The organism is Macrococcus equipercicus (assembly GCF_024205945.1).
Taxonomy (GTDB): Bacteria; Bacillota; Bacilli; order Staphylococcales; family Staphylococcaceae; genus Macrococcus; species Macrococcus equipercicus.
In genome coordinates this window covers 1869745-1890177 of the sequence record NZ_CP073809.1, presented here as the reverse complement: position 1 = coordinate 1890177, position 20433 = coordinate 1869745, and the positions used below count along the sequence as shown (strand labels likewise).

Genomic DNA, 20433 nt, shown 5'->3' with positions numbered 1-20433 from the left:
AAAGGTGGCCGTAACTATGTATGAAAGTTATCCCGCAGGTTGGATAGAATGTATTGCAGGAAGTATGTTCAGTGGTAAGAGTGAAGAGCTCATCAGACGACTGAGACGCGGCTTATATGCCCGGCAGAAAGTTGTCGTCTTCAAGCCGGAGATTGACAACCGTTACAGTGATGATGCAGTCGTCTCTCATAACGGCTCTAAAATAGAGGCGCATAACGTCGCATCCGCGTCGCATATTTTGCAGTACGTGACGCCGGACATCGATATTGTGGCGATCGACGAAGTGCAGTTCTTTGATGCAGAGGTTGTCGGTGTTGCGACGCAGCTTGCTGAAGCAGGGCACCGCGTCATCGTCGCCGGACTCGACATGGACTTTAAAGGCGTGCCCTTTGATCCAGTGCCGGAGCTCATGGCAATCAGTGAACACGTGACGAAGCTGCAGGCCGTATGTGCAGTATGCGGCTCTCCGTCATCAAGGACACAGCGGCTGATCAACGGAGAACCCGCGCATATCAATGACCCGATCATTATGATCGGCGCTAAAGAAAGCTATGAACCGAGATGCCGCGAGCATCATATTGTGAAGGAGGATTAATATGTTTGATCAATTAGAAATCGTAGAGCAACGCTATGAACAGTTAAATGAACTGCTGAGTGACCCGGATATCGTATCAGACCCTGACAAACTGCGTCAGTATTCAAAGGAGCAGTCTGATCTGCATAAGACGGTTGAAGTATATAGAAGCTATAAATCAGTGAAAGAACAGCTGGAAGAAGCGCTCGACATGATGGGAGAGACATCGGACCCTGAAGAAGAAGCGATGATCAAAGAAGAGATCAATGAACTGAAGCCGCAAGTTCCGGCGCTGGAAGAAGCGCTGAAAGTGCTCTTAATCCCGAAAGACCCGAATGACGATAAAAACGTTGTCATGGAGATCCGGGGTGCTGCCGGTGGAGACGAAGCAGCGATCTTCGCAGGTGATTTATTCCGTATGTACTCACGCTTTGCTGAAGAGCAGGGCTGGAGAATCGATGTCATGGAAACGAATGAATCGGACCACGGCGGCTATAAAGAGATCAGTTTCACGATCGTCGGCAACGGGGCATACTCCAAGCTGAAATTTGAAAACGGTGCCCACCGCGTGCAGCGTATTCCGGCGACAGAAAGCGGCGGCAGAATCCATACGTCAACAGCGACAGTCGCAGTACTGCCTGAAGTAGAAGACGTTGAAGTGGACATCAGAACAGAAGATCTGCGTATTGAAACATACCGTTCAAGCGGTTCCGGCGGTCAGCACGTCAACACGACTGACTCAGCGGTGCGTATCACGCATATTCCGACCGGACTTGTCGCGACGAGCTCAGAGAAATCACAGATCAAAAACCGTGAGAAAGCACTGAAGCTGCTGAAAACACGTGTCTACGACAAAATGCTGCAGGAAGAGCAGGCGAAATACGCAGAACAGCGTAAGTCGGCTGTCGGCACGGGCGACCGTTCAGAGCGTATCCGCACGTATAACTATCCGCAGAACCGCGTGACGGATCACCGTATCGGCCTGACCATCCAGAAGCTCGACCAGATCATGGAAGGTAAAGTCAGTGAAGTCATCGAAGCGCTGACCATCGCGGAGCAGACAAGTAAGCTTGAAGCATTGAACGATGGTCTGCTGTAAGCCTGCTGAGCTCGTCAAAGCTGGCAGCCGGACACTCAGTGAAGCCGGGCAGCCGCCCGTCGGTGCCTTGTTCCTCATGATGGACCTCTTCGACTTGTCACAGCTTGCTATCACGCTCGGCAGCAGGACGCTCAGCCACGAAGAGGCAGCGCGCTACGCGGCGGGTATACAGGCATTGTGCCGCGATGTGCCGCTCGCTCATATTACGGGCTTCCAGGAATTCTACGGCCGGCGCTTTAACGTGACGGCTGATACGCTTGTACCGCGTCCGGAGACCGAGGAACTTGTGCTGAAAGTACTGTCGACGAAACGTTCAGGTGTTGCGGCAGATATCGGCACGGGAACAGGGTGCATCGCTGTTACGCTTGAGCTTGAAGGCGACTATACGGTGCACGGGACTGATATCAGTACAGCGGCACTGGCCATTGCCCGGGAAAACGCACGCGCGCTCGGCAGCCGTGTGAATTTCCACCACGGCGATCTGCTTGAGCCGCTTATCGCATCGAACATCAAGCTCGATATACTTGTATCTAATCCACCGTACATCGCGGCTTCCGAGCGCGCGCTCATGACGCAGTCAGTGCTCGGGCATGACCCGCACTTAGCGCTCTTTGCCGACGATGACGGTCTCGCGTTATATAAGCGGATGATTGAACAGCTGCCTCGTGTCATGAAGGACAACGGTTATGTCTTCTTTGAGATCGGCCACAGCCAGGGGCCGGCGCTGACAAATTATATTACTGAACGTTACAACGTCACTGTTCATGTCGAACAGGACATTAATCAGCTGGACCGTATTCTCTGGTTCAATTGGTGTGAATAAGTTATGCACAACTCAGAAAAGTTATACACAATTTGTGCATAACTTTTTCTTTTGTAATAAAATATACGGAAAGAAGGGAGTTACAGTGATGAAAACATACGTTTGGGATGTTCGTAACTATGTGGATGAGTTATCCACATATCCACAAATCACAGAAATTATCGCGGCATTCGAGGCCGACGCACTGGTCGCCATACCGACAGAGACAGTGTATGGTCTGGCTGCCAATGCTTATAGTCCGGCGGCAGTAGGGAAAGTGTACGCGGCGAAAGGCCGGCCGAGTGATAATCCGCTGATTGTCCACATTCATCAGCTGGAGCAGCTGGACTTTATCGAGTACATTCATCCGGCAGCGCGCAGACTGATGGCGGCGTACTGGCCGGGTGCGATCTCATTTATTCTGCCGGTGAAGCCCGGCATGCTTGCGCCGCAGGTGACTGCCGGCCTGCCTTCTGTCGCAGTCAGAATGCCGAAAGATCCTATCGCCCGCCAGCTGCTTGAACTTACGAAGCTGCCGCTTGCAGCGCCGAGCGCGAACTTAAGCGGCCGCCCGTCCCCGACGCAGTTTGAGCATGTCAGAGAAGACCTGGACGGTAGAATATACGGGATCATTCAAGGGCCGGACAGTGAGCTCGGCATTGAAAGTACGGTGCTCGACTGCACGAGCTATCCATTCAAGATTGCCCGGCCCGGCAGCATTACCGAGACCATGCTTGAAGAAGTGGTGCCGGGCTGTGTGACGGAAGCGGATTATCAGTCAGCTGCGCCGATAGCACCAGGCATGAAATACCGCCACTATGCACCGAACAGCCCGATGACACTTATTGAAGGGGGCATCCGCGAGCGGCTGGCCGTTGACCGCGAGACGGCAGTCATCGCCCCGGAAAGCGTCCGTCCGCTCATCGACGGTGGTCACTTCTACCCGCTCTGTGCGGATGAAGATGATATTGCGACGGCCGCGACCCATCTTTATGAGGTGCTGCGAGCGATCGACCATAACCATGACGTGACGCGTATTATTATGAGCGGCTTTAAGCGTTCGGAACAGACGCGCGCACTGATGAACCGGATCGACAAAGCATCGGCCGGCAAATAAAGGAGGATTATGATGAGAATAGTATTTGTCTGTACCGGTAATACATGCCGCAGCCCGCTCGCTGAAAGCATCGCCCGGTCACTGTCTGAGCAGCATGATTTCGCCTCGCGCGGTCTGGCCGCCTATAACGGTGCACCTGTCTCCTTTTATTCGGCCGCACTGATCCGTGAGCATGCGCTGCCGGAGCCGTCAGCGGCCGAACAGTTTCAGCCGGAAGATGCGCACGCGGACTTAATACTGACGATGTCCAGCAGTCATCAACAGCACATCAAGGCGCTCTATGCTGAAGCCAATGTCTATATGCTGAGTGAGTTTGCAGCGGGTGAAACAGCGGGCATCGCTGACCCGTACGGCGGGGACAGAAGCGCTTATCAGCACGCTTATAACCAGATCGCCGAGTACGTCAGACAGTTGTTAGAAAAATTGGACAATACCCAATAAATGCTCGAGGAAAAAAACTAAATAAGATATAATGAAGTGTAATTGCTAAAAGGAGGTCATTCATATGAAAGTTGCCATCGCAAGCGATCACGGCGGCTATGCCTACAAGGAAGCTATTAAGAAACGTCTTGACGAGCTGCAGGTGAGTTATGAGGATTTTGGCACGCATTCGCCGGATTCTGTTGATTATCCGGATTATGCACGTCCTGTCGGTGAAGCAGTGACTAGCGGCCGGGCAGACCGGGGGATTTTAGTGTGTGGAACCGGCATCGGCATGAGCATCGCAGCAAACAAAGTGAAAGGGATCCGCTGTGCGCTTGTGCACGATGTCTTCACCGCGAAACTGACACGTCAGCATAATGACTCGAATGTCATCGCTATGGGTCAGCGGGTCATCGGTGAAGGACTGGCACTGATGATCATCGAGACATGGCTGAACGAATCATTTGAAGGCGGGCGTCACCAGAAACGTCTCGACAAACTGAGCCGGCTGGAAGAAGACTATGGCAGACATTAATCAGCTGCTGACAGAGCTGAAGGCCATCCAGTTCTTTAAGCCGGGTGAGTTATGTGTCATCGGCTGTTCAACGTCTGAAGTCATCGGCGAGAAGATCGGCACGCACAGCTCTGATGAGGTGGCCGCAGAACTATTGGCGGCATTCCAAAGCGTGGCAGCAGAAACAGGGGTCACTTTCTGCTTTCAAGGGTGTGAGCATATCAACCGTGCGCTGACGATGGAGCGGGCGACGGCAGTGCGCTGCGGGCTGCCCCCTGTATCCGTCGTTCCGGTCAGAACTGCTGGCGGCAGTATGAGCGCTGCCGCCTACCGGGGGATGACAGACCCGGTCGTTGTGGAGCATGTCCAGGCGGACTGCGGCATCGACATCGGCCAGACATTGATCGGCATGCATATCAAGCATGTGCAGATTCCGGTCCGCGTGCCGACGAAGATGGTCGGCAGTGCCGTCGTGACGATTGCCGCGCACCGGCCGAAGCTGATCGGTGGACCACGCGCGACATACAATTAGCACTTCAAACTACAGAAAAGAGGGAAATATATTGTCTACTTTAAAAGCACAGGATCAACAGTTATGGGAAGCAATGCAGCAGGAGCAGGCACGACAGAATAACAACATTGAACTGATCGCATCTGAGAACTTTGTGTCTGAGGCCGTCATGGAAGCACAAGGCTCGGTTTTGACGAACAAGTATGCAGAAGGTTATCCAGGCAGACGTTACTACGGCGGCTGTGAATTTGTCGACGTCGTAGAAAACCTGGCGCGCGACCGGGCAAAGGCGTTATTCGGAGCGGAACATGCGAACGTTCAGCCGCACTCCGGCTCACAGGCGAACATGGCAGTTTATCGTGTCGCATTAGAAGCAGGCGATACAGTGCTCGGCATGGACTTGAACCACGGCGGACATTTGACGCACGGGTCTAAAGTCAACTTCAGCGGCATTGACTACAAGTTTGCAGCGTACGAAGTGGACAAAGAGACAGAAGCGATCGATTATGCTGAAGTCAGACGTCTGGCTAAAGAACATCAACCGAAACTGATCATCGCCGGTGCATCAGCGTATGCCCGTCAGATCGACTTCGCTGAATTCCGCTCTATCGCGGATGAAGTCGGCGCAAAGCTCATGGTCGACATGGCGCATATCGCAGGACTTGTCGCTGCGGGACTTCATCCAAACCCAGTGCCGCATGCAGACTTCGTGACGACAACAACGCATAAAACATTGCGCGGACCACGCGGCGGCATGATTCTGTGTAAGGAAGAGTATGCTAAAGCGATCGACAAAGCGATTTTCCCGGGTATTCAAGGCGGTCCGTTAATGCATATCATCGCAGCGAAAGCAGTCGCGTTCGGTGAAGCGCAGCAGCCTGAATTCAGCACCTATCAGCAGCAGGTCATCAACAACGCCAAAGCACTGAGCGAAGCGCTGAAAGCACGCGGCTTCCGCATCGTTTCTGACTATACAGAGAACCATGTGTTCTTAATTGATGTGACGACGGTCGGCCTGACAGGTAAAGCGGCAGAACATGCGCTGGATGCTGTCGGTATTACGACGAACAAAAATACGATTCCGTTTGACAAAGAAAGCCCGTTTGTGACAAGCGGTGTCCGCATCGGTACACCAGCTGTGACAACGCGTGGTTTCAAGGAAGACGACATGACAGAAATCGCAGCGATCATTGCTGACGTGCTGCATGACCATGAGAATAATGACGTGCTGGAGGTGGCGCAGCAGAGAGTCACAGCGCTGACTGACAAATTCCCGCTGTACAGCAAGTAAGCAGGACTAAAAGATAAAAGGATTGAGGTGCACTATGGGTAAAGTACATGTCTTTGACCACCCACTGATTCAACATAAATTAAGCTATATTCGTGACGTGAATACAGGCACGAAGGAGTTCCGTGAGCTGGTCGATGAAGTCGGCATGCTGATGGCGTACGAAGTATCGCGTGACCTTGAGCTGCAGGATGTGACGATTGATACGCCGGTGACGACGATGACCGCTAAACGGCTGTCCGGTAAGAAAATGGCAGTCGTACCGATTCTGCGTGCCGGTCTCGGCATGACAGACAGTGTATTAAAGCTGATTCCGGCGGCACGTGTCGGCCATATTGGTCTGTACCGTGACCCTGAAACATTCCAGCCGGTTGAATATTTCGCGAAGCTGCCGCAGGATATTGAAGAGCGTGACTTCATCGTTGTTGACCCGATGCTTGCGACAGGCGGCTCTGCGATTGAAGCCATCAGCTCGCTGAAAAAACGCGGAGCGACTAAAATCCGTTTCATGTGCCTGATCGCCGCACCAGAAGGCGTCAAGCTGCTCGAAGAAGCACATCCTGATGTCGATATTTATATCGCAGCGCTCGATGAGAAGTTAAATGATCACGGTTATATCGTTCCCGGCCTCGGCGATGCAGGGGACAGACTGTTCGGCACTAAATAATAAGTAGGAGTTATTGACGATGAAAAAAATTATGACGATTTTTGGTACGAGACCGGAAGCCATTAAAATGGCGCCGCTTGTACTGCAGTTAAAGAAAGATCCTGAACTTGAACCGATCGTAGTCGTGACAGCGCAGCACCGTGAAATGCTGGATCAAGTGCTTGATATCTTCAATATCACGCCGGACTATGACCTTGACATCATGAAGGCAGGACAGACACTGACTGAAGTGACAGCACGTGTCCTCAGTGGCCTGGAATCAGTCATTAGAGAAGCGCAGCCGGACATGATCTTAGTGCACGGCGATACGACGACGACGTTTGCAGGCAGCCTTGCAGCCCTGTATAACGAAGTAGCGATCGGTCACGTGGAAGCAGGTCTTAGAACTTGGCAGAAATATTCACCGTTCCCTGAAGAGATGAACCGTCAGATGACAGGTGTGCTTGCAGATCTGCACTTTGCACCGACTGAAGAAGCGGCAGAGAATCTGCTGCGCGAAAACAAACCGGCAGACCGCGTCGTCATCACCGGCAACACGGCAATTGATGCCTTGAAGACAACGGTCCATGATAATTACGAGAGCGATATTATCGACACAGGTGATGAGAAGATCATCTTGCTGACTGCGCACCGCAGAGAAAATATCGGCCAGCCGATGCATAACATCTTCAAAGCAGTCCGACGTATTGTAGATGAGCATGATGATGTGAAAGTCGTCTATCCGATGCACAAAAACCCGAAAGTCCGCGAGATTGCAGGATTATATCTTGCCGACCATGACCGCATCGCACTGATTGAACCGCTGGACGTCATCGATTTCCATAACTTCGCGAGCCGCAGTCACTTCATATTGACGGATTCCGGCGGCGTGCAGGAAGAAGCGCCGTCACTTGGTAAACCGGTCATCGTGCTCCGCGATACTACTGAACGTCCTGAAGGTGTCAAAGCAGGGACATTGAAGCTTGCTGGTGTTGAAGAAGAAGACATTTACCGTCTGACAAAAGAGCTGCTGACAGATGAGAAAGTGTTCAATGCGATGAGCCAGGCAAGCAATCCTTACGGTGACGGCAGAACGTCAGAACGTATTTGTGAACATATTAAATATTATTTCGGCTTGACAGATGTTAAACCACAACCATTCAAGGTCGAAGGAAAATAAAATTATTCAATTTAACGCTTAATAATGATAAAGGCATATATGTGTCGGAAATGTGAACTATTTGTGAAGAATTATTTACACGAGTTTTTCGGAGAGCATTGACACATATTTTGCCCTATATTATCATAAACTTTGGAATGAAACGGTTTTCATCTCCGTGAAATCGTATTCTAAGGAGACATAATTATATGTCTGAATTCAAGATTTTCTTTAAGTTTTATCTGCAGTATTTTCTCTATTTAATCCTCGCTGTTCTTGTCATTTTTTTATTTACAGGAAGCAGCTTTGCATTAGGATTAATCATCGGTACGGTAGCGTCTGCTATCAGTGCTTTTGTGTGGCAGCACTACCTTAATCGTGCGATTAACAGTGATTCGCTTCACATCTCAAGTGGCTCAGGTCTACGCTTGTTAATAGCAGTGACGGCCTGTCTCTTCTGGGTGAGATTTCCTGATGCTGTCAGCATTTACGGAATCGCACTTGGCCTCGCTTTAACGTATGTGATGATCCTCATACATACATTTATCAGTTTGAAACAATAATACATAATAGGAAGAGGTGAAGAAATGGAACACGGATCACCGCTTTATACTTGGCACGTCATGGGTCATAACATCATCTTCAATCTAAGTTCTATCTTAATGGTTATTCTTACCGCGCTGATTGTCTTATTGATTGCAGTACTATGTACACGACGCCTGAGTGTCAGACCGGCAGGTGCCCAGAACTTTATTGAATGGGTCTTCGACTTTACCCGCGGGATTATCAACAGCAACATGGACTGGGGCAGAGGTGCGCGTTTTCACTTTTTAGCAGTCACATTGCTTCTGTTCATCTTTGTCGCGAATATGCTCGGCTTACCGTTTGCGGTCGTTACTGGTCATACACTGTGGTGGAAATCACCGACAGCGGATGCAACAGTGACGCTGACATTATCGACGTTAATCGTTGTACTGACTCATTACTATGGTATTAAGATGCGCGGTGCAGGAAACTACTTCAAGAGTTTCGCACAGCCGGTCTGGTTCATGGTACCGTTCAAGATTATTGAAGAGTTCTCATCAACATTGACACTCGGTCTTCGACTTTACGGTAACATTTTCGCAGGTGAAGTATTACTTGGCTTACTATCTGCTATTGCAGCAGGAGGCGTGCTGGGCTTCTTCGGCGCCCTTATCCCGCTCATTATCTGGCAGGCATTCTCAATTTTTGTCGGCGCAATTCAGGCCTACATTTTCGTCATGTTATCAATGGTATATATGTCACACAAAGTGTCGGAAGACCATTAATATAAAAAATACAAAACAATTATATTTCTTAGGAGGAAATTATTAATGAATTTATTAGCAGCAGCAATCGCAATTGGTTTAGCAGCACTTGGCGCAGGTATCGGTAACGGAATGATCGTATCACGTACAGTTGAAGGTGTTGCTCGTCAACCTGAAGCACGTGGTCCATTAATGACAATCATGTTCATCGGTGTTGGTTTAGTTGAGGCCCTGCCAATCATCGCGGTAGTAGTAGCGTTCATGGTAATGAACCGTTAATTTGATATCAACTCGTTAAGGGCGAAGTCTAACAAGATTTCGCCATTCATTTATGAACATAACTGCGGTGAAAGGAGCGTTAAGACGTGAATTACTTTATTTTAGGTCATACTGCTAATACAGCAGCGACAGGCGTTCAATGGGGAACGATTCTTGTCACTTTACTTACATTTTTAATCTTACTGGCACTGCTTCGTAAGTTTGCGTGGGGTCCACTGAAAACTATCATGGATGAGCGTGAACACACCATCAATTCAGACATCGACAGTGCAGCGGCGCAGAACGCAGACGCTAAGCGCTATGCAGAAGAAAATAAAGCATTATTACAGCGTACACAGACAGAAGTACAGACGATACTTGAAAATGCAAAAACTCAGGCAAAACGTGAACACGAGGAAATTCTTCATGCGGCAAACTCAAGAGCAAACAAACTGGTTGAGGATGCGCAAGTCGAAATCGAGAACGAAAAACAGCGTGCAATTGCTGACATCAATGACCGTGTAGCGGAACTTTCTGTATTGATTGCTTCTAAAGTCATCAATAAGGAAATCAATGAAGCTGACCAGCAGAATCTTGTTCGCCAGTTCATTCAAGAGGCAGGCGATAAATAATGGCACAAGTTGCTAAAAAATACGCTGAAAGCTTATTCGAAGTCAGCCGTGACAGCGGCGTTCAGGAAAGTGTCCATGCTGACCTGAAAGAAATCAACTTAGCGGTCAGCAGCCAGCCGGCTTTCCAGCTGTTTGCAGAAGATCCTAAAGTCTCAAAAGAAGCGCGTATCCGCTTCGTCAAAGAAACATTCGGTGGTGCAGACCAGCCGCTGTTGAACTTACTGCAAATACTCGCAGAACGTAAACAGCTGAGCTTGCTGCCGGCGATTGCTGACAGTTTTGAGTCTTATTATAACGAATACAATGAACAACAATATATGAAGGTTGAATCTGTTTATGCGTTGACCCGTGAAGAACTGGACGCTATCGGCCAATCATTCATCCAGCGTACCGGCTACAAAAAGCTGCTGCTTGATAATGTCATCAATCCACAGCTGATTGGTGGTATCCGGGCAACAATCGGTACGACCGTATACGACGGTTCAATCCAGAACAATCTTAAACAATTAGAGAAATCATTTCACCAACAATAATACGAAGGAGTGACATCAATGGCCATCAAAGCTGAAGAAATCAGTGCGTTACTGAAATCCCAGATCGCGAATTACGAGTCCGGCATCACTGTAACCGATGTAGGTACTGTAATCCAGGTCGGTGACGGTATCGCGTTAGTTCATGGTCTGAACAATGTTATGGCAGGGGAACTTGTTGAATTCCATAACGGTGTATTAGGTCTTGCACAAAACTTAGAAGAAAACAATGTAGGTGTCGTTATTTTAGGCCCTTACACTGAAATCAAAGAAGGCGACGAAGTTAAACGTACAGGACGTATTATGGAAGTTCCTGTCGGTGAACAATTAATCGGCCGTGTCGTTAACCCGCTTGGCCAACCGATTGACGGTAAAGGTCCATTGAATACGACTAAAACACGTCCAATCGAATCGCCGGCTACCGGCGTTATGGACCGTAAGTCAGTAGACGAGCCATTACAGACAGGAATTAAAGCCATCGATGCCTTAGTGCCGATCGGTCGCGGCCAGCGTGAATTAATCATCGGTGACCGTCAGACGGGTAAGACAACAGTCGCTATCGATACAATCCTTAATCAGAAGGATGAAGATATGATCTGTGTGTATGTTGCCATCGGTCAGAAAGAATCTACAGTCCGTACTGCAGTAGAAACTTTACGTCAGCACGGTGCGTTAGACTATACAATCGTTGTCTCAGCTTCTGCATCACAGCCTGCACCATTACTATACCTTGCTCCTTATGCAGGTGTCGCGATGGCTGAAGAATTCATGTTCAACGGTAAACACGTCTTAATCGTCTATGATGACTTAACGAAGCAGGCAGCTGCTTACCGTGAGCTGTCATTATTATTACGTCGTCCGCCAGGTCGTGAAGCATATCCAGGGGATGTCTTCTATCTGCACAGCCGTCTGTTAGAGCGTGCTGCGAAGTTAAATGATACGTTAGGCGGCGGTTCAATCACTGCTCTGCCATTCGTTGAGACACAGGCAGGAGATATCTCAGCTTACGTTCCAACAAACGTTATCTCAATTACAGATGGTCAGATCTTCTTACAATCTGATTTATTCTTCTCAGGTGTACGTCCGGCGATCAACGCAGGTCTCTCTGTATCACGTGTCGGTGGTTCAGCGCAGATCAAAGCGATGAAAAAAGTAGCAGGGACACTACGTCTTGACTTAGCGTCTTACCGTGAGCTTGAGTCATTCGCGCAGTTCGGTTCAGACTTAGACCCGGCAACGAAAGCGAAACTCGAACGTGGTAAACGTACAGTTGAAGTACTGAAGCAGGATCAGAACAAACCATTAACAGTGGATAAACAGGTTGTTATCCTTTATGCACTGACTAAAGGCCACCTTGATGATATTCCGGTTGAAGATATCACTCGATTTGAAGATGAATTCCTTGGCTGGGTCGGCAACAATGCGCCGCATCTGTTCGAAGAAATCCGCGAGACTAAAGGTCTGCCGGCAGATGAAAAATTCATCGAAGCGATTAACGGCTTCAAGAAAGTCTTCAAAAAATCTGTATAATACAAGCGATATATCATGTAAATAAGGTGGTGACACAATGAGTTCACTGAGAGAGATTAAAAACCGTATTACATCGACTAAAAAGACGAGTCAGATCACAAAAGCGATGCACATGGTATCCAACTCCAAACTCCGCCGCGCAGAAGAAAACGCGAAAAGCTTCTATCCTTACATGGATAAAATGCAGGACACGATTGCAAGTATCGGCAGCGGCAACGACAGTTCTCATCCGATGCTGACGAAGCGTCCGGTGAATAAGACAGGATATTTAGTCGTGACAAGTGATAAAGGTCTTGCAGGTCCATATAATGCGAACGTGCTTAAAAGTGTAACGCAGCAGATCAAAGAACGTCACAATGATAATAAAGAAGCTTACGCTATTTTAGTCATTGGCCGTGTCGGCCGTGATTTCCTTAAGTCACGTGGCTACAATGTTGTCGATGAAGTCACTGGCCTGCCTGAGCAGCCATCATTCAAAAACGTCAAGGAAATAGCGCATAACGCTGTGCACCGTTTTGAGACAGGTGAATTTGATGAGCTGTATGTTCATTTCAGTCATTTTCTCAGCGTGCTTGAGCAGGAAGTGCAGGAACGCCGCGTGCTCCCAGTCAGCCAGGACAATTTAGCCGGCGGAGCTGCTGCAAACTATGAGTTTGAGCCGGATAAAGAGGCGATTCTTGAAGTCATCCTGCCGCAGTATGCAGAGAGCTTGATTTACGGGGCCCTGCTTGATGCGAAGGCAAGCGAACATGCTTCCCGTATGACAGCGATGAAGAACGCGACAGACAATGCAAAAGAATTAATCGACGACTTATCTTTACAATATAACCGTGCACGTCAGGCGGCAATCACTCAGCAGATCACTGAGATTGTCGGCGGGGCAGCCGCACTGGAATAATCTTTAGGAGGAAATCATAATGGCAGTAGGTCACGTAATTCAAGTGATGGGTCCAGTCATTGACGTTAAGTTCGAAAATGGCCAGTTACCAGCGTTAAACAACGCGTTAACTTTAGAAATTCAACGTGAAGACGGCGCTACTAAACTTGCTTTAGAAGTTGCCCTTCATTTAGGTGACGATGCAGTACGTACAATCGCGATGAGCTCCACTGATGGCGTTCAACGCGGCGCAATCGTTACTGATACAGGAGCACCGATTTCAGTACCAGTTGGTGATGTGACTTTAGGTCGTGTCTTCAACGTACTTGGAGAGAAGATCGACCTGGAAGATGAACTTGGCCCGGAAGTGCGCCGCGACCCGATTCACCGCGAAGCACCGAAATTCGAAGAGTTATCAACTAAAGTTGAGATTTTAGAGACAGGTATTAAAGTAGTAGACTTATTAGCACCGTACATTAAAGGTGGTAAAATCGGTCTGTTCGGTGGAGCGGGTGTAGGTAAAACCGTTCTTATCCAGGAACTGATCAACAACATCGCACAGGAACACGGCGGTATTTCAGTGTTCGCAGGCGTCGGTGAACGTACACGTGAAGGTAACGATTTATTCCACGAGATGAGTGACTCAGGCGTTATCAAGAAAACTGCCATGGTCTTCGGTCAGATGAACGAGCCGCCTGGTGCGCGTATGCGTGTGGCATTGTCAGGCCTGACAATGGCGGAATACTTCCGTGATGAACAAGGGCAGGACGTTCTGTTATTCATCGACAATATCTTCCGTTTCACGCAGGCCGGTTCTGAAGTATCAGCACTGCTCGGCCGTATGCCGTCAGCCGTTGGTTACCAGCCGACACTTGCAACTGAGATGGGTCAGCTGCAGGAACGTATCACATCTACTAACGTAGGTTCAGTTACTTCTATCCAGGCTGTATTCGTACCAGCCGATGACTACACTGACCCGGCGCCGGCGACAGCATTCGCCCACTTAGATGCAACGACTAACTTAGAGCGTAAACTGACTGAGATGGGTATTTATCCGGCAGTAGATCCGCTCGCTTCGACATCCCGTGCGTTAACGCCGGCAGTTGTCGGTGAAGAGCACTATCAAGTCGCGCGTGCTGTACAGCAGACGTTACAGAAGTACCGCGAATTACAGGATATCATCGCTATCCTTGGTATGGATGAGTTATCTGATGAAGATAAAAAGACAGTTAACCGCGCACGTCGTATTCAGTTCTTCTTATCACAGAACTTCCACGTCGCTGAACAGTTCACAGGCCAGAAAGGTTCTTATGTACCGGTCCAACAAACAGTACAGGACTTCAAAGCCATCCTTGAAGGTAAATATGACCATATCCCTGAAGATGCGTTCCGTCTAGTCGGCGGCATCGAAGCAGTACTTGAACAGGCTAAAGGTATGGGCGTACAAGTTTAAACTACTTAGGAGGAACGAAATATGAACACACTTGCGTTAAATATAGTCACTCCTAATGGCTCAGTTTATTCTACTAATCAGGCTGAACTGATTGTACTACAAACTGAAACAGGTGAAATGGGTGTCATGGCCGGACATATTCCAACTGTTGCACCCTTGAAGATCGGCGAAGTGCGGACGACAATCGCAGGCAAGCAGCTTCATGTAGCGGTATCTGAAGGATTCGCAGAAATCAGACCGACAGGCGTCTCTGTTCTTGTGCAGTCTGCCGAGCAGGCTGACGCGATTGACATTGAACGTGCGAAAGCTTCGTTAAGCCGTGCGGAGGAACGTCTTGCGTCAGATAAGCAGGAGAACATTGATTACCACCGTGCTGAAAAAGCATTGCACCGTGCAATGAATCGACTGGATGTCGCAAAATTCCGCTAAGTCATAGATAGGACATATTATGTCCTATCTTTTTTATTTGGAGAAGGAGGGGGAGTCATGCAGGATGTCGGAATATACGCACTCATCCATATTATCGTGCACGTCATCTGCGTATGCGTCAGCTTCTGGGCGCTGCAGTCACTGCGGACGGACCAGTGGTTTAAAGCGAACCATACGAGTCAGATTCAAGTGCTGCTGATTTTAATGAGCTTTGCGCTCGGCAGTCTAGTCAGCAATTTCATCATGGATATCATCTATTTTTCACAGCAGCTGACGTGGATGTAAAAATATTTTCAATAATTATGAGGTTTTTTTACTGACGGCATCGCTGCTTCTGTTATAGTATATATAATGTATATATAGGTTTTGGAGGATACTTTGGATGGATACAATTTTAGTAAGAGGTGGCAGAAGACTCACAGGTACTGTTAAAGTTGATGGTGCTAAAAATGCGGTGCTCCCTATTTTAACAGCATCAATACTCGGTTCTACCGGTGTCAGTACATTTCACAATGTCCCAGCGTTATCAGATGTAGCAACAATCAGCCATGTACTTGCAGGATTAAACATCGATGTCACAGCACAAAGTAACAATACATATGTCGTGGATGCAGCAGGTGAGCTCAATCATATAGCAGCCTATGAATATGTCAGCAAAATGCGTGCGAGTATTTTAGTGATGGGGCCGCTGCTTGCGCGTCTCGGCAAGGCAAAAGTCGCTATGCCGGGCGGCTGTGCAATCGGTTCACGTCCGATTGAACAGCACTTAAAAGGATTGACCGCACTTGGTGCGAATATCGTTCAGGATAACGGCTACTTAGTAGGAACAGTGGACGGCCGGCTGAAAGGTGCGAATATTTATCTTGATTTTCCGAGCGTCGGCGCCACCCAGAACATTTTAATGGCAGCAGTGCTTGCTGACGGCACAACCGTCATGGATAATGTGGCGAAAGAACCTGAAATTGTCGCACTTGCGGATTACTTGAATGCGATGGGCGCAGATGTCACTGGAGCGGGGGCAGACCGCATTACAGTGAACGGCGTAGCAGCGCTTCACGGGGCAGAGCATACCATTATTGCTGACCGGATAGAAGCGGGGACTTTCATTATCGCAGCAGCGATCACACGCGGTGATGTGTTTGTTGAAGGTGCCCGTGCTGACCATATGTCTTCTCTTTTGTCGAAGCTTGAAGAGATGGGTGTGCAGCTGACTGTTCAGGATAACGGCATTCGTGTCTCTGCACCGGAAGCATTGACAGGCGTAGAAGTGAAGACAATGCCTCATCCAGGCTTCCCGACAGACATGCAGGCGCAGATGATGGCGCTTATGCTGACGGCGGACACAGCAAGTCACATGACAGAGACAGTGTTCGAGAACAGATTCATGCATGTGGATGAGTTCATCAAGATGAACGGCAGCATTAAAGTGAATAACCGCACTGCCCTTGTGCAGAAGCAGAATCTTCACGGTGCTGCAGTTAAATCTACAGATCTGCGTGCATCTGCATCACTTGTCCTGGCAGGACTTGCTGCAGAAGGCTATACACGCGTCACAGAATTATCACACCTGGACCGTGGTTATGTGAATTTCCATGGCAAGCTGAAAGCATTAGGTGCTGATATTGAACGGACAGGAGATCGCAAAGAACGAGCAGAAGTGAGGTAGTTGCTATGCAGACTAATAGAATGGAATTCATCCATCGTAAACTCCCGTTAATGACAGTACTATTGATTGTCATTATTTTATCGCTGCTTTTATTTTTAGTCGGTCTGATGGTCGGCTATGGTATTTTACATTCACCGATTGAAGTATTAAATCCGGGGACATGGACCCATATTTTGAAATTGACAGGAGCTGCTTAAATGGAAACGATTATGACATTTGATGAAATCAAGAAAGTGATACCGCACCGCTATCCTTTCCTGCTGATTGATCGCATCGTCGAACTGGAAGATGGCAAACGCTGCGTCGGCCTGAAGCAGGTCAGCGGCAACGAACCGTTTTTCCAAGGTCATTTTCCGGACTATGCAGTGATGCCCGGCGTATTGATTGTCGAAGCATTAGCGCAGGTCGGCGCAGTTGCCATGCTGCGTATGGAAGAGAATCAAGGGAAGCTTGCATTATTTGCAGGCATTGATAAATGCCGCTTCAAAAAGCAGGTCACACCAGGTGATACATTATTACTTGAAGTGGAGATCGTGAAAATTAAAGGGCCGATCGGCAAAGGAACAGCAAAAGCTACAGTGAACGGCGAAGTCGCGTGCAGCTGTGAAATCACTTTTGCGATTTCTGACAATCAATAAAAGGAATGGATTAAATCCATTCCTTTTTTTTGTGGCGTTCGACTATTCTTTTTCTTTTAGCTTTGGTTTGGAGACCATCATCCGGTTGAAGACCGTGATCAGTTCGCTGCCGCTTAAGCCGTCTTCGACCAGCTGTTCGAGCAGCTGTTCTGCATAGGCCTGCCGGGGCGTGTAAATATGACATTCAAAGATAACGGATATTTTATCCTGCAGCTGTTTAATATTCTGAATCGTCGCTTCAAACAAGGCGGGGTCATTGGATGTTCTTGTAATGACCACGCGTGTATCGAGCAAGGTGGCGGATTTCTGATAGTCCTCCATCTTCTCCAGATGAATATCATCGATTAATATTTCGAGCAGCCAGCCGGTGCCGCTGTTTTCCTTGTTAATAATAATACCATCATATAATATATATTCATTAGTCGCTTCGTCCTCGACTATTTGGAAACGCACTGCTTTAAATGTCTTCATTTCCATCCCTCCACGTTCATTATAGAATACCCCTGTTATTAGTCAAAACTATCATAACATGCGTTTTTTCTGAAATTACAGTGTTTGGCTGCAGATTATGAAGAAATGTTGTAATTTCATCAGAATCTGCATGTTTTTTCAGTCATTTCATCAATTTCTGCAATTGTTCAAAATAAAATCTTCCTATTATATTTGTTGTAGAAGGGAGGTGACTTATGATAAACAAAGTCGTTCTTGTAGGTCGGCTGGCCAATGTGCCGAAGTCCAATCAATCCGGCTCAAAAACCGGCACTGTATGTGTGACATTTCCGCTGGCAATTGAACGCGGCTATAAACCAAAAGACGAAAATGCACAGACCGTCGATTTTCTGCATTGCAAGGCATTCAATAAAACAGCTTCAAATATTATGCAGTACTGCAAAAAAGGTTCGACGGTCTGTATTACAGGGCAGATCCACAGCAACAAATATCAGAAGGCCGGAGAAGAGAAACCGCAGTACTTTACAGAAATAGTCGTCGAGAATATTAAATTCCTGCCGAACTTCGGTGTCATTAAAACCGGCGATATACTCCCGCAGACACCTGATGAAATATGGGATGAACTGTCAGACGCTGAAAAGACTCATGCCATTATGATAGCCAAAGAATCAATCGTCAAGCAGTTCATCAGTGAACAGTCAGAGCCGCTTAACACTGAACCTGTAAAAGCTGAGACACATGCTGTGATCAGTGAAGAGGAGAGCAGGAAGTTCATGGAGCAGCTGGATGCTATCGGCGACGAAGCTCATTCAGAGCAGCAACAAGAATCATCTTCTCAAGAACCTGTTACTGCTTAACCGCACTTTCATTACTCACACCCACAACTACCTCTTCAGTCGTGCTGTCTGGAGGGGTATTTATATTGATATCATTCTGTAATATTTACGTAATTTAAAACTATAACTTATCATATGGCTGTAACCATAGCATTTCTATTACGTGATAAAGTATTAGTCATATAATACTAAAGGCGGAGGAGCATGATGAGAAAGATAGCAGTCGTTGCTGCGGCCGTTGTAATCTCCAGCATCATTACAATGACTCAGGCAGAAGCTGAAATGAACAACCATGAACACAGCCAGTCATTATGGGTGATCGCTGACAAATATGATACAACGATAACAAACATGAAAAAAGCCTACCGAGAGAAATCGGCTGTCATCCATTGTGATGAATCAGTGGACGGCTTATTGATGAAAACAGAAGCGTTCCAGCAGAGCGCCAAATAAAAGCTGACGATTGTATGAGCTGCCATCGATTGTCCATTCTATTGCTAAATAACCAGGAGATGACAACAAGTATTAATCTTTAGATTGGTACTTTTTTCCTGTAACATTACAGAAAGATAACATTGAATTTGATAATTTTATGCAAAAATAGTGTTTAATTCATGACTCTAAAGCGTTTTAAAACTATTTTAAATGAAAAAAGTAAAATATTTCTATTTGTAATGCTGCTGTAATAAAGACCCGTATCTTTTATTTGTCTGTAACCTATGAAATATTATTATCTGTTATATTATTAGCAGAGTATTAAATGCCTAGGAGGAAAAACAAATTATGAAAAAATTATTAGCCGTTACAACAGCAGTAGCTGTTTCAGGATCTTTCGCTGCAACTGCAGATGCAGCTGAACACACAGTTCAATCTGGTGATACGTTATGGAGTATCTCTAAAAACTACGGTACATCAGTAGACGCTATTAAAGCTGAAAACGGATTAAGATCAAATCTTATCTTACCTAACCAAGTGTTAAAAGTTAATGAAGAATCAAATCATACAGCTACAACGACATATAAAATTGTTTACGGCGATACACTAGGAAAAATCGCTGCTAAATTCAACGTGACTGTTGCTCAATTAAAAGCATGGAACAATTTATCATCTGATTTAATCATCGCTGGTAAATCATTAAACGTTGCAGGTTCAGCTCAAGCAGCACCAGCAGTCGTTCAAGCAGCTCCAACAGCTCCTAAAAGAGTATACACAGCACCTCAAGTAGAATATAAAGCACCAGTACAGCAGGCACCAGTACAGCAGGCACCAGTACAGCAGGCACCAGTACAACAGGCACCAGTACAACAGGCACCAGTACAGCAGGCACCTGTTCAACAAACTACACAAACAACTCAATCAACACAAACAACTCAATCAACACAAACAACTACTGCAACAACACAAACAGCAGCTTCAGGCAGCGGCTTAAACTGGGCAGCAATGGCAGCTTGTGAATCAGGCGGCAGAGCGAACGTAGTAGATGCATCAGGCACTTACCACGGTTTATACCAGTTCGATGTACGAACTTGGCGTTCAGTAGGCGGCTCAGGTCTTCCGTCACAAGCATCAGCAGCTGAGCAGACTAAACGTGCACAAATTCTTTACAGCCAACGTGGTTCTCAGCCATGGCCGGTATGCGGTGCCCGCTTATAGGCATCACTCAAAGTCATCCTTCACGGATGGCTTTTTTTATTTGCTTTTTACGCTTATGT

General features: G+C 47.5%; 27 protein-coding genes. 26 read left to right on the top strand and 1 reads right to left on the bottom strand.

The features are described 5' to 3' along the window. The first annotated feature begins 16 nt into the window (after nt 1-16). The 23 genes from KFV11_RS10070 to fabZ all read left to right on the top strand — a co-directional run bounded on the left by KFV11_RS10070 (nt 17) and on the right by fabZ (nt 17435). Nucleotides 17-595 (top strand): thymidine kinase, encoded by a 579-nt coding sequence (locus tag KFV11_RS10070; RefSeq protein WP_149459158.1) that lies wholly within the window; start codon nt 17-19, stop codon nt 593-595. Nucleotide 596: 1 nt separating this feature from the next. Beyond that, nucleotides 597-1673, top strand: coding sequence for a peptide chain release factor 1 (prfA, locus tag KFV11_RS10065; RefSeq protein WP_149459157.1), 1077 nt, complete (start codon nt 597-599; stop codon nt 1671-1673). After that, nucleotides 1660-2496, top strand: coding sequence for a peptide chain release factor N(5)-glutamine methyltransferase (gene prmC, locus KFV11_RS10060; protein ID WP_254249848.1), 837 nt, complete (start codon nt 1660-1662; stop codon nt 2494-2496). Before prfA ends, prmC begins: the two co-directional genes overlap by 14 nt. 88 nt (nt 2497-2584) lie before the next feature. After that, nucleotides 2585-3592 carry an L-threonylcarbamoyladenylate synthase gene (locus tag KFV11_RS10055; RefSeq protein ID WP_149459155.1) on the top strand — a complete coding sequence of 336 codons (1008 nt, stop codon included), beginning with the start codon at nt 2585-2587 and terminating at the stop codon, nt 3590-3592. 12 nt (nt 3593-3604) lie between these two features. Beyond that, nucleotides 3605-4033, top strand: coding sequence for a low molecular weight protein arginine phosphatase (locus KFV11_RS10050; protein ID WP_254249847.1), 429 nt, complete (start codon nt 3605-3607; stop codon nt 4031-4033). A gap of 64 nt (nt 4034-4097) precedes the next feature. Beyond that, complete coding sequence (gene rpiB, locus KFV11_RS10045) at nt 4098-4550, top strand: ribose 5-phosphate isomerase B (protein ID WP_149459153.1); 453 nt, start codon at nt 4098-4100, stop codon at nt 4548-4550. Next, nucleotides 4537-5061 carry a TIGR01440 family protein gene (locus KFV11_RS10040; protein ID WP_149459152.1) on the top strand — a complete coding sequence of 175 codons (525 nt, stop codon included), beginning with the start codon at nt 4537-4539 and terminating at the stop codon, nt 5059-5061. Before rpiB ends, KFV11_RS10040 begins: the two co-directional genes overlap by 14 nt. A gap of 31 nt (nt 5062-5092) precedes the next feature. Then, nucleotides 5093-6331 (top strand): serine hydroxymethyltransferase, encoded by a 1239-nt coding sequence (glyA, locus tag KFV11_RS10035; RefSeq protein WP_254249846.1) that lies wholly within the window; start codon nt 5093-5095, stop codon nt 6329-6331. 34 nt (nt 6332-6365) lie between these two features. Next, complete coding sequence (gene upp, locus KFV11_RS10030; RefSeq protein ID WP_149459150.1) at nt 6366-6995, top strand: uracil phosphoribosyltransferase; 630 nt, start codon at nt 6366-6368, stop codon at nt 6993-6995. Nucleotides 6996-7014: 19 nt separating this feature from the next. Next, on the top strand, nt 7015-8154 hold the full coding sequence (gene wecB / locus KFV11_RS10025; RefSeq protein WP_149459149.1) for a non-hydrolyzing UDP-N-acetylglucosamine 2-epimerase: 1140 nt from the start codon (nt 7015-7017) through the stop codon (nt 8152-8154). Nucleotides 8155-8342: 188 nt separating this feature from the next. After that, on the top strand, nt 8343-8696 hold the full coding sequence (locus KFV11_RS10020) for an ATP synthase subunit I (RefSeq protein WP_149459148.1): 354 nt from the start codon (nt 8343-8345) through the stop codon (nt 8694-8696). Nucleotides 8697-8720: 24 nt separating this feature from the next. After that, entirely contained in the window at nt 8721-9443 is a 723-nt protein-coding gene (gene atpB, locus KFV11_RS10015; RefSeq protein WP_149459147.1) for a F0F1 ATP synthase subunit A, read from the top strand. 45 nt (nt 9444-9488) lie between these two features. Beyond that, nucleotides 9489-9701: a F0F1 ATP synthase subunit C gene (gene atpE, locus KFV11_RS10010; RefSeq protein WP_149459146.1), complete on the top strand. Its 213-nt coding sequence runs from the start codon at nt 9489-9491 to the stop codon at nt 9699-9701. Between the two features lie 86 nt (nt 9702-9787). Next, on the top strand, nt 9788-10312 hold the full coding sequence (locus tag KFV11_RS10005) for a F0F1 ATP synthase subunit B (protein ID WP_149459145.1): 525 nt from the start codon (nt 9788-9790) through the stop codon (nt 10310-10312). After that, entirely contained in the window at nt 10312-10845 is a 534-nt protein-coding gene (locus tag KFV11_RS10000; protein WP_254249845.1) for a F0F1 ATP synthase subunit delta, read from the top strand. Before KFV11_RS10005 ends, KFV11_RS10000 begins: the two co-directional genes overlap by 1 nt. 18 nt (nt 10846-10863) lie before the next feature. Beyond that, a complete protein-coding gene (gene atpA, locus KFV11_RS09995; RefSeq protein ID WP_149459143.1) occupies nt 10864-12372 on the top strand; it encodes a F0F1 ATP synthase subunit alpha in 1509 nt (502 codons plus the stop codon). 37 nt (nt 12373-12409) lie between these two features. Next, complete coding sequence (gene atpG / locus KFV11_RS09990) at nt 12410-13270, top strand: ATP synthase F1 subunit gamma (RefSeq protein WP_149459142.1); 861 nt, start codon at nt 12410-12412, stop codon at nt 13268-13270. 19 nt (nt 13271-13289) lie between these two features. Next, entirely contained in the window at nt 13290-14702 is a 1413-nt protein-coding gene (atpD, locus tag KFV11_RS09985) for a F0F1 ATP synthase subunit beta (RefSeq protein WP_149459141.1), read from the top strand. 21 nt (nt 14703-14723) lie between these two features. Beyond that, nucleotides 14724-15131: a F0F1 ATP synthase subunit epsilon gene (locus KFV11_RS09980; RefSeq protein WP_254249844.1), complete on the top strand. Its 408-nt coding sequence runs from the start codon at nt 14724-14726 to the stop codon at nt 15129-15131. Nucleotides 15132-15188: 57 nt separating this feature from the next. Next, nucleotides 15189-15416, top strand: coding sequence for a DUF1146 family protein (locus KFV11_RS09975; protein WP_149459139.1), 228 nt, complete (start codon nt 15189-15191; stop codon nt 15414-15416). Nucleotides 15417-15513: 97 nt separating this feature from the next. Further along, nucleotides 15514-16797 carry a UDP-N-acetylglucosamine 1-carboxyvinyltransferase gene (gene murA / locus KFV11_RS09970; RefSeq protein ID WP_254249843.1) on the top strand — a complete coding sequence of 428 codons (1284 nt, stop codon included), beginning with the start codon at nt 15514-15516 and terminating at the stop codon, nt 16795-16797. 5 nt (nt 16798-16802) lie between these two features. Further along, nucleotides 16803-16994 carry a DNA-directed RNA polymerase subunit beta gene (locus KFV11_RS09965; protein ID WP_211359996.1) on the top strand — a complete coding sequence of 64 codons (192 nt, stop codon included), beginning with the start codon at nt 16803-16805 and terminating at the stop codon, nt 16992-16994. After that, nucleotides 16995-17435, top strand: a complete 441-nt coding sequence (fabZ, locus tag KFV11_RS09960; protein ID WP_149459137.1) for a 3-hydroxyacyl-ACP dehydratase FabZ — start codon at nt 16995-16997, stop codon at nt 17433-17435. A 42-nt stretch (nt 17436-17477) separates the two neighbouring features. Here the strand turns inward: fabZ and KFV11_RS09955 are convergent, their stop codons facing one another. After that, on the bottom strand, nt 17478-17906 hold the full coding sequence (locus tag KFV11_RS09955) for a YwpF-like family protein (protein WP_149459136.1): 429 nt from the start codon (nt 17904-17906) through the stop codon (nt 17478-17480). 215 nt (nt 17907-18121) lie between these two features. Between KFV11_RS09955 and KFV11_RS09950 the strand changes: the two genes are divergently transcribed. The 3 genes from KFV11_RS09950 (at nt 18122) to KFV11_RS11720 (ending at nt 20374) form a co-directional block, all read left to right on the top strand. Next, on the top strand, nt 18122-18742 hold the full coding sequence (locus tag KFV11_RS09950; RefSeq protein WP_149459135.1) for a single-stranded DNA-binding protein: 621 nt from the start codon (nt 18122-18124) through the stop codon (nt 18740-18742). 186 nt (nt 18743-18928) lie between these two features. After that, entirely contained in the window at nt 18929-19174 is a 246-nt protein-coding gene (locus tag KFV11_RS09945) for a hypothetical protein (protein ID WP_149459134.1), read from the top strand. A gap of 330 nt (nt 19175-19504) precedes the next feature. Next, entirely contained in the window at nt 19505-20374 is an 870-nt protein-coding gene (locus KFV11_RS11720; protein WP_302054841.1) for a LysM peptidoglycan-binding domain-containing protein, read from the top strand. Nucleotides 20375-20433: the final 59 nt, after the last annotated feature.

Excerpts from the sequence above, each read along its gene's own strand:
- KFV11_RS10070 (WP_149459158.1), top strand. The coding sequence starts at position 17 with ATGTATGAAAGTTATCCCGCAGGTTGGATAGAATGTATTGCAGGAAGT.
- prfA (WP_149459157.1), top strand. The coding sequence starts at position 597 with ATGTTTGATCAATTAGAAATCGTAGAGCAACGCTATGAACAGTTAAAT.
- prmC (WP_254249848.1), top strand. The coding sequence starts at position 1,660 with ATGGTCTGCTGTAAGCCTGCTGAGCTCGTCAAAGCTGGCAGCCGGACA.
- KFV11_RS10055 (WP_149459155.1), top strand. The coding sequence starts at position 2,585 with ATGAAAACATACGTTTGGGATGTTCGTAACTATGTGGATGAGTTATCC.
- KFV11_RS10050 (WP_254249847.1), top strand. The coding sequence starts at position 3,605 with ATGAGAATAGTATTTGTCTGTACCGGTAATACATGCCGCAGCCCGCTC.
- rpiB (WP_149459153.1), top strand. The coding sequence starts at position 4,098 with ATGAAAGTTGCCATCGCAAGCGATCACGGCGGCTATGCCTACAAGGAA.
- KFV11_RS10040 (WP_149459152.1), top strand. The coding sequence starts at position 4,537 with ATGGCAGACATTAATCAGCTGCTGACAGAGCTGAAGGCCATCCAGTTC.
- upp (WP_149459150.1), top strand. The coding sequence starts at position 6,366 with ATGGGTAAAGTACATGTCTTTGACCACCCACTGATTCAACATAAATTA.
- wecB (WP_149459149.1), top strand. The coding sequence starts at position 7,015 with ATGAAAAAAATTATGACGATTTTTGGTACGAGACCGGAAGCCATTAAA.
- KFV11_RS10020 (WP_149459148.1), top strand. The coding sequence starts at position 8,343 with ATGTCTGAATTCAAGATTTTCTTTAAGTTTTATCTGCAGTATTTTCTC.
- atpB (WP_149459147.1), top strand. The coding sequence starts at position 8,721 with ATGGAACACGGATCACCGCTTTATACTTGGCACGTCATGGGTCATAAC.
- atpE (WP_149459146.1), top strand. The coding sequence starts at position 9,489 with ATGAATTTATTAGCAGCAGCAATCGCAATTGGTTTAGCAGCACTTGGC.
- KFV11_RS10000 (WP_254249845.1), top strand. The coding sequence starts at position 10,312 with ATGGCACAAGTTGCTAAAAAATACGCTGAAAGCTTATTCGAAGTCAGC.
- atpA (WP_149459143.1), top strand. The coding sequence starts at position 10,864 with ATGGCCATCAAAGCTGAAGAAATCAGTGCGTTACTGAAATCCCAGATC.
- atpG (WP_149459142.1), top strand. The coding sequence starts at position 12,410 with ATGAGTTCACTGAGAGAGATTAAAAACCGTATTACATCGACTAAAAAG.
- atpD (WP_149459141.1), top strand. The coding sequence starts at position 13,290 with ATGGCAGTAGGTCACGTAATTCAAGTGATGGGTCCAGTCATTGACGTT.
- KFV11_RS09980 (WP_254249844.1), top strand. The coding sequence starts at position 14,724 with ATGAACACACTTGCGTTAAATATAGTCACTCCTAATGGCTCAGTTTAT.
- KFV11_RS09975 (WP_149459139.1), top strand. The coding sequence starts at position 15,189 with ATGCAGGATGTCGGAATATACGCACTCATCCATATTATCGTGCACGTC.
- murA (WP_254249843.1), top strand. The coding sequence starts at position 15,514 with ATGGATACAATTTTAGTAAGAGGTGGCAGAAGACTCACAGGTACTGTT.
- KFV11_RS09965 (WP_211359996.1), top strand. The coding sequence starts at position 16,803 with ATGCAGACTAATAGAATGGAATTCATCCATCGTAAACTCCCGTTAATG.
- fabZ (WP_149459137.1), top strand. The coding sequence starts at position 16,995 with ATGGAAACGATTATGACATTTGATGAAATCAAGAAAGTGATACCGCAC.
- KFV11_RS09955 (WP_149459136.1), bottom strand. The coding sequence starts at position 17,906 with ATGAAGACATTTAAAGCAGTGCGTTTCCAAATAGTCGAGGACGAAGCG.
- KFV11_RS09950 (WP_149459135.1), top strand. The coding sequence starts at position 18,122 with ATGATAAACAAAGTCGTTCTTGTAGGTCGGCTGGCCAATGTGCCGAAG.
- KFV11_RS09945 (WP_149459134.1), top strand. The coding sequence starts at position 18,929 with ATGAGAAAGATAGCAGTCGTTGCTGCGGCCGTTGTAATCTCCAGCATC.
- KFV11_RS11720 (WP_302054841.1), top strand. The coding sequence starts at position 19,505 with ATGAAAAAATTATTAGCCGTTACAACAGCAGTAGCTGTTTCAGGATCT.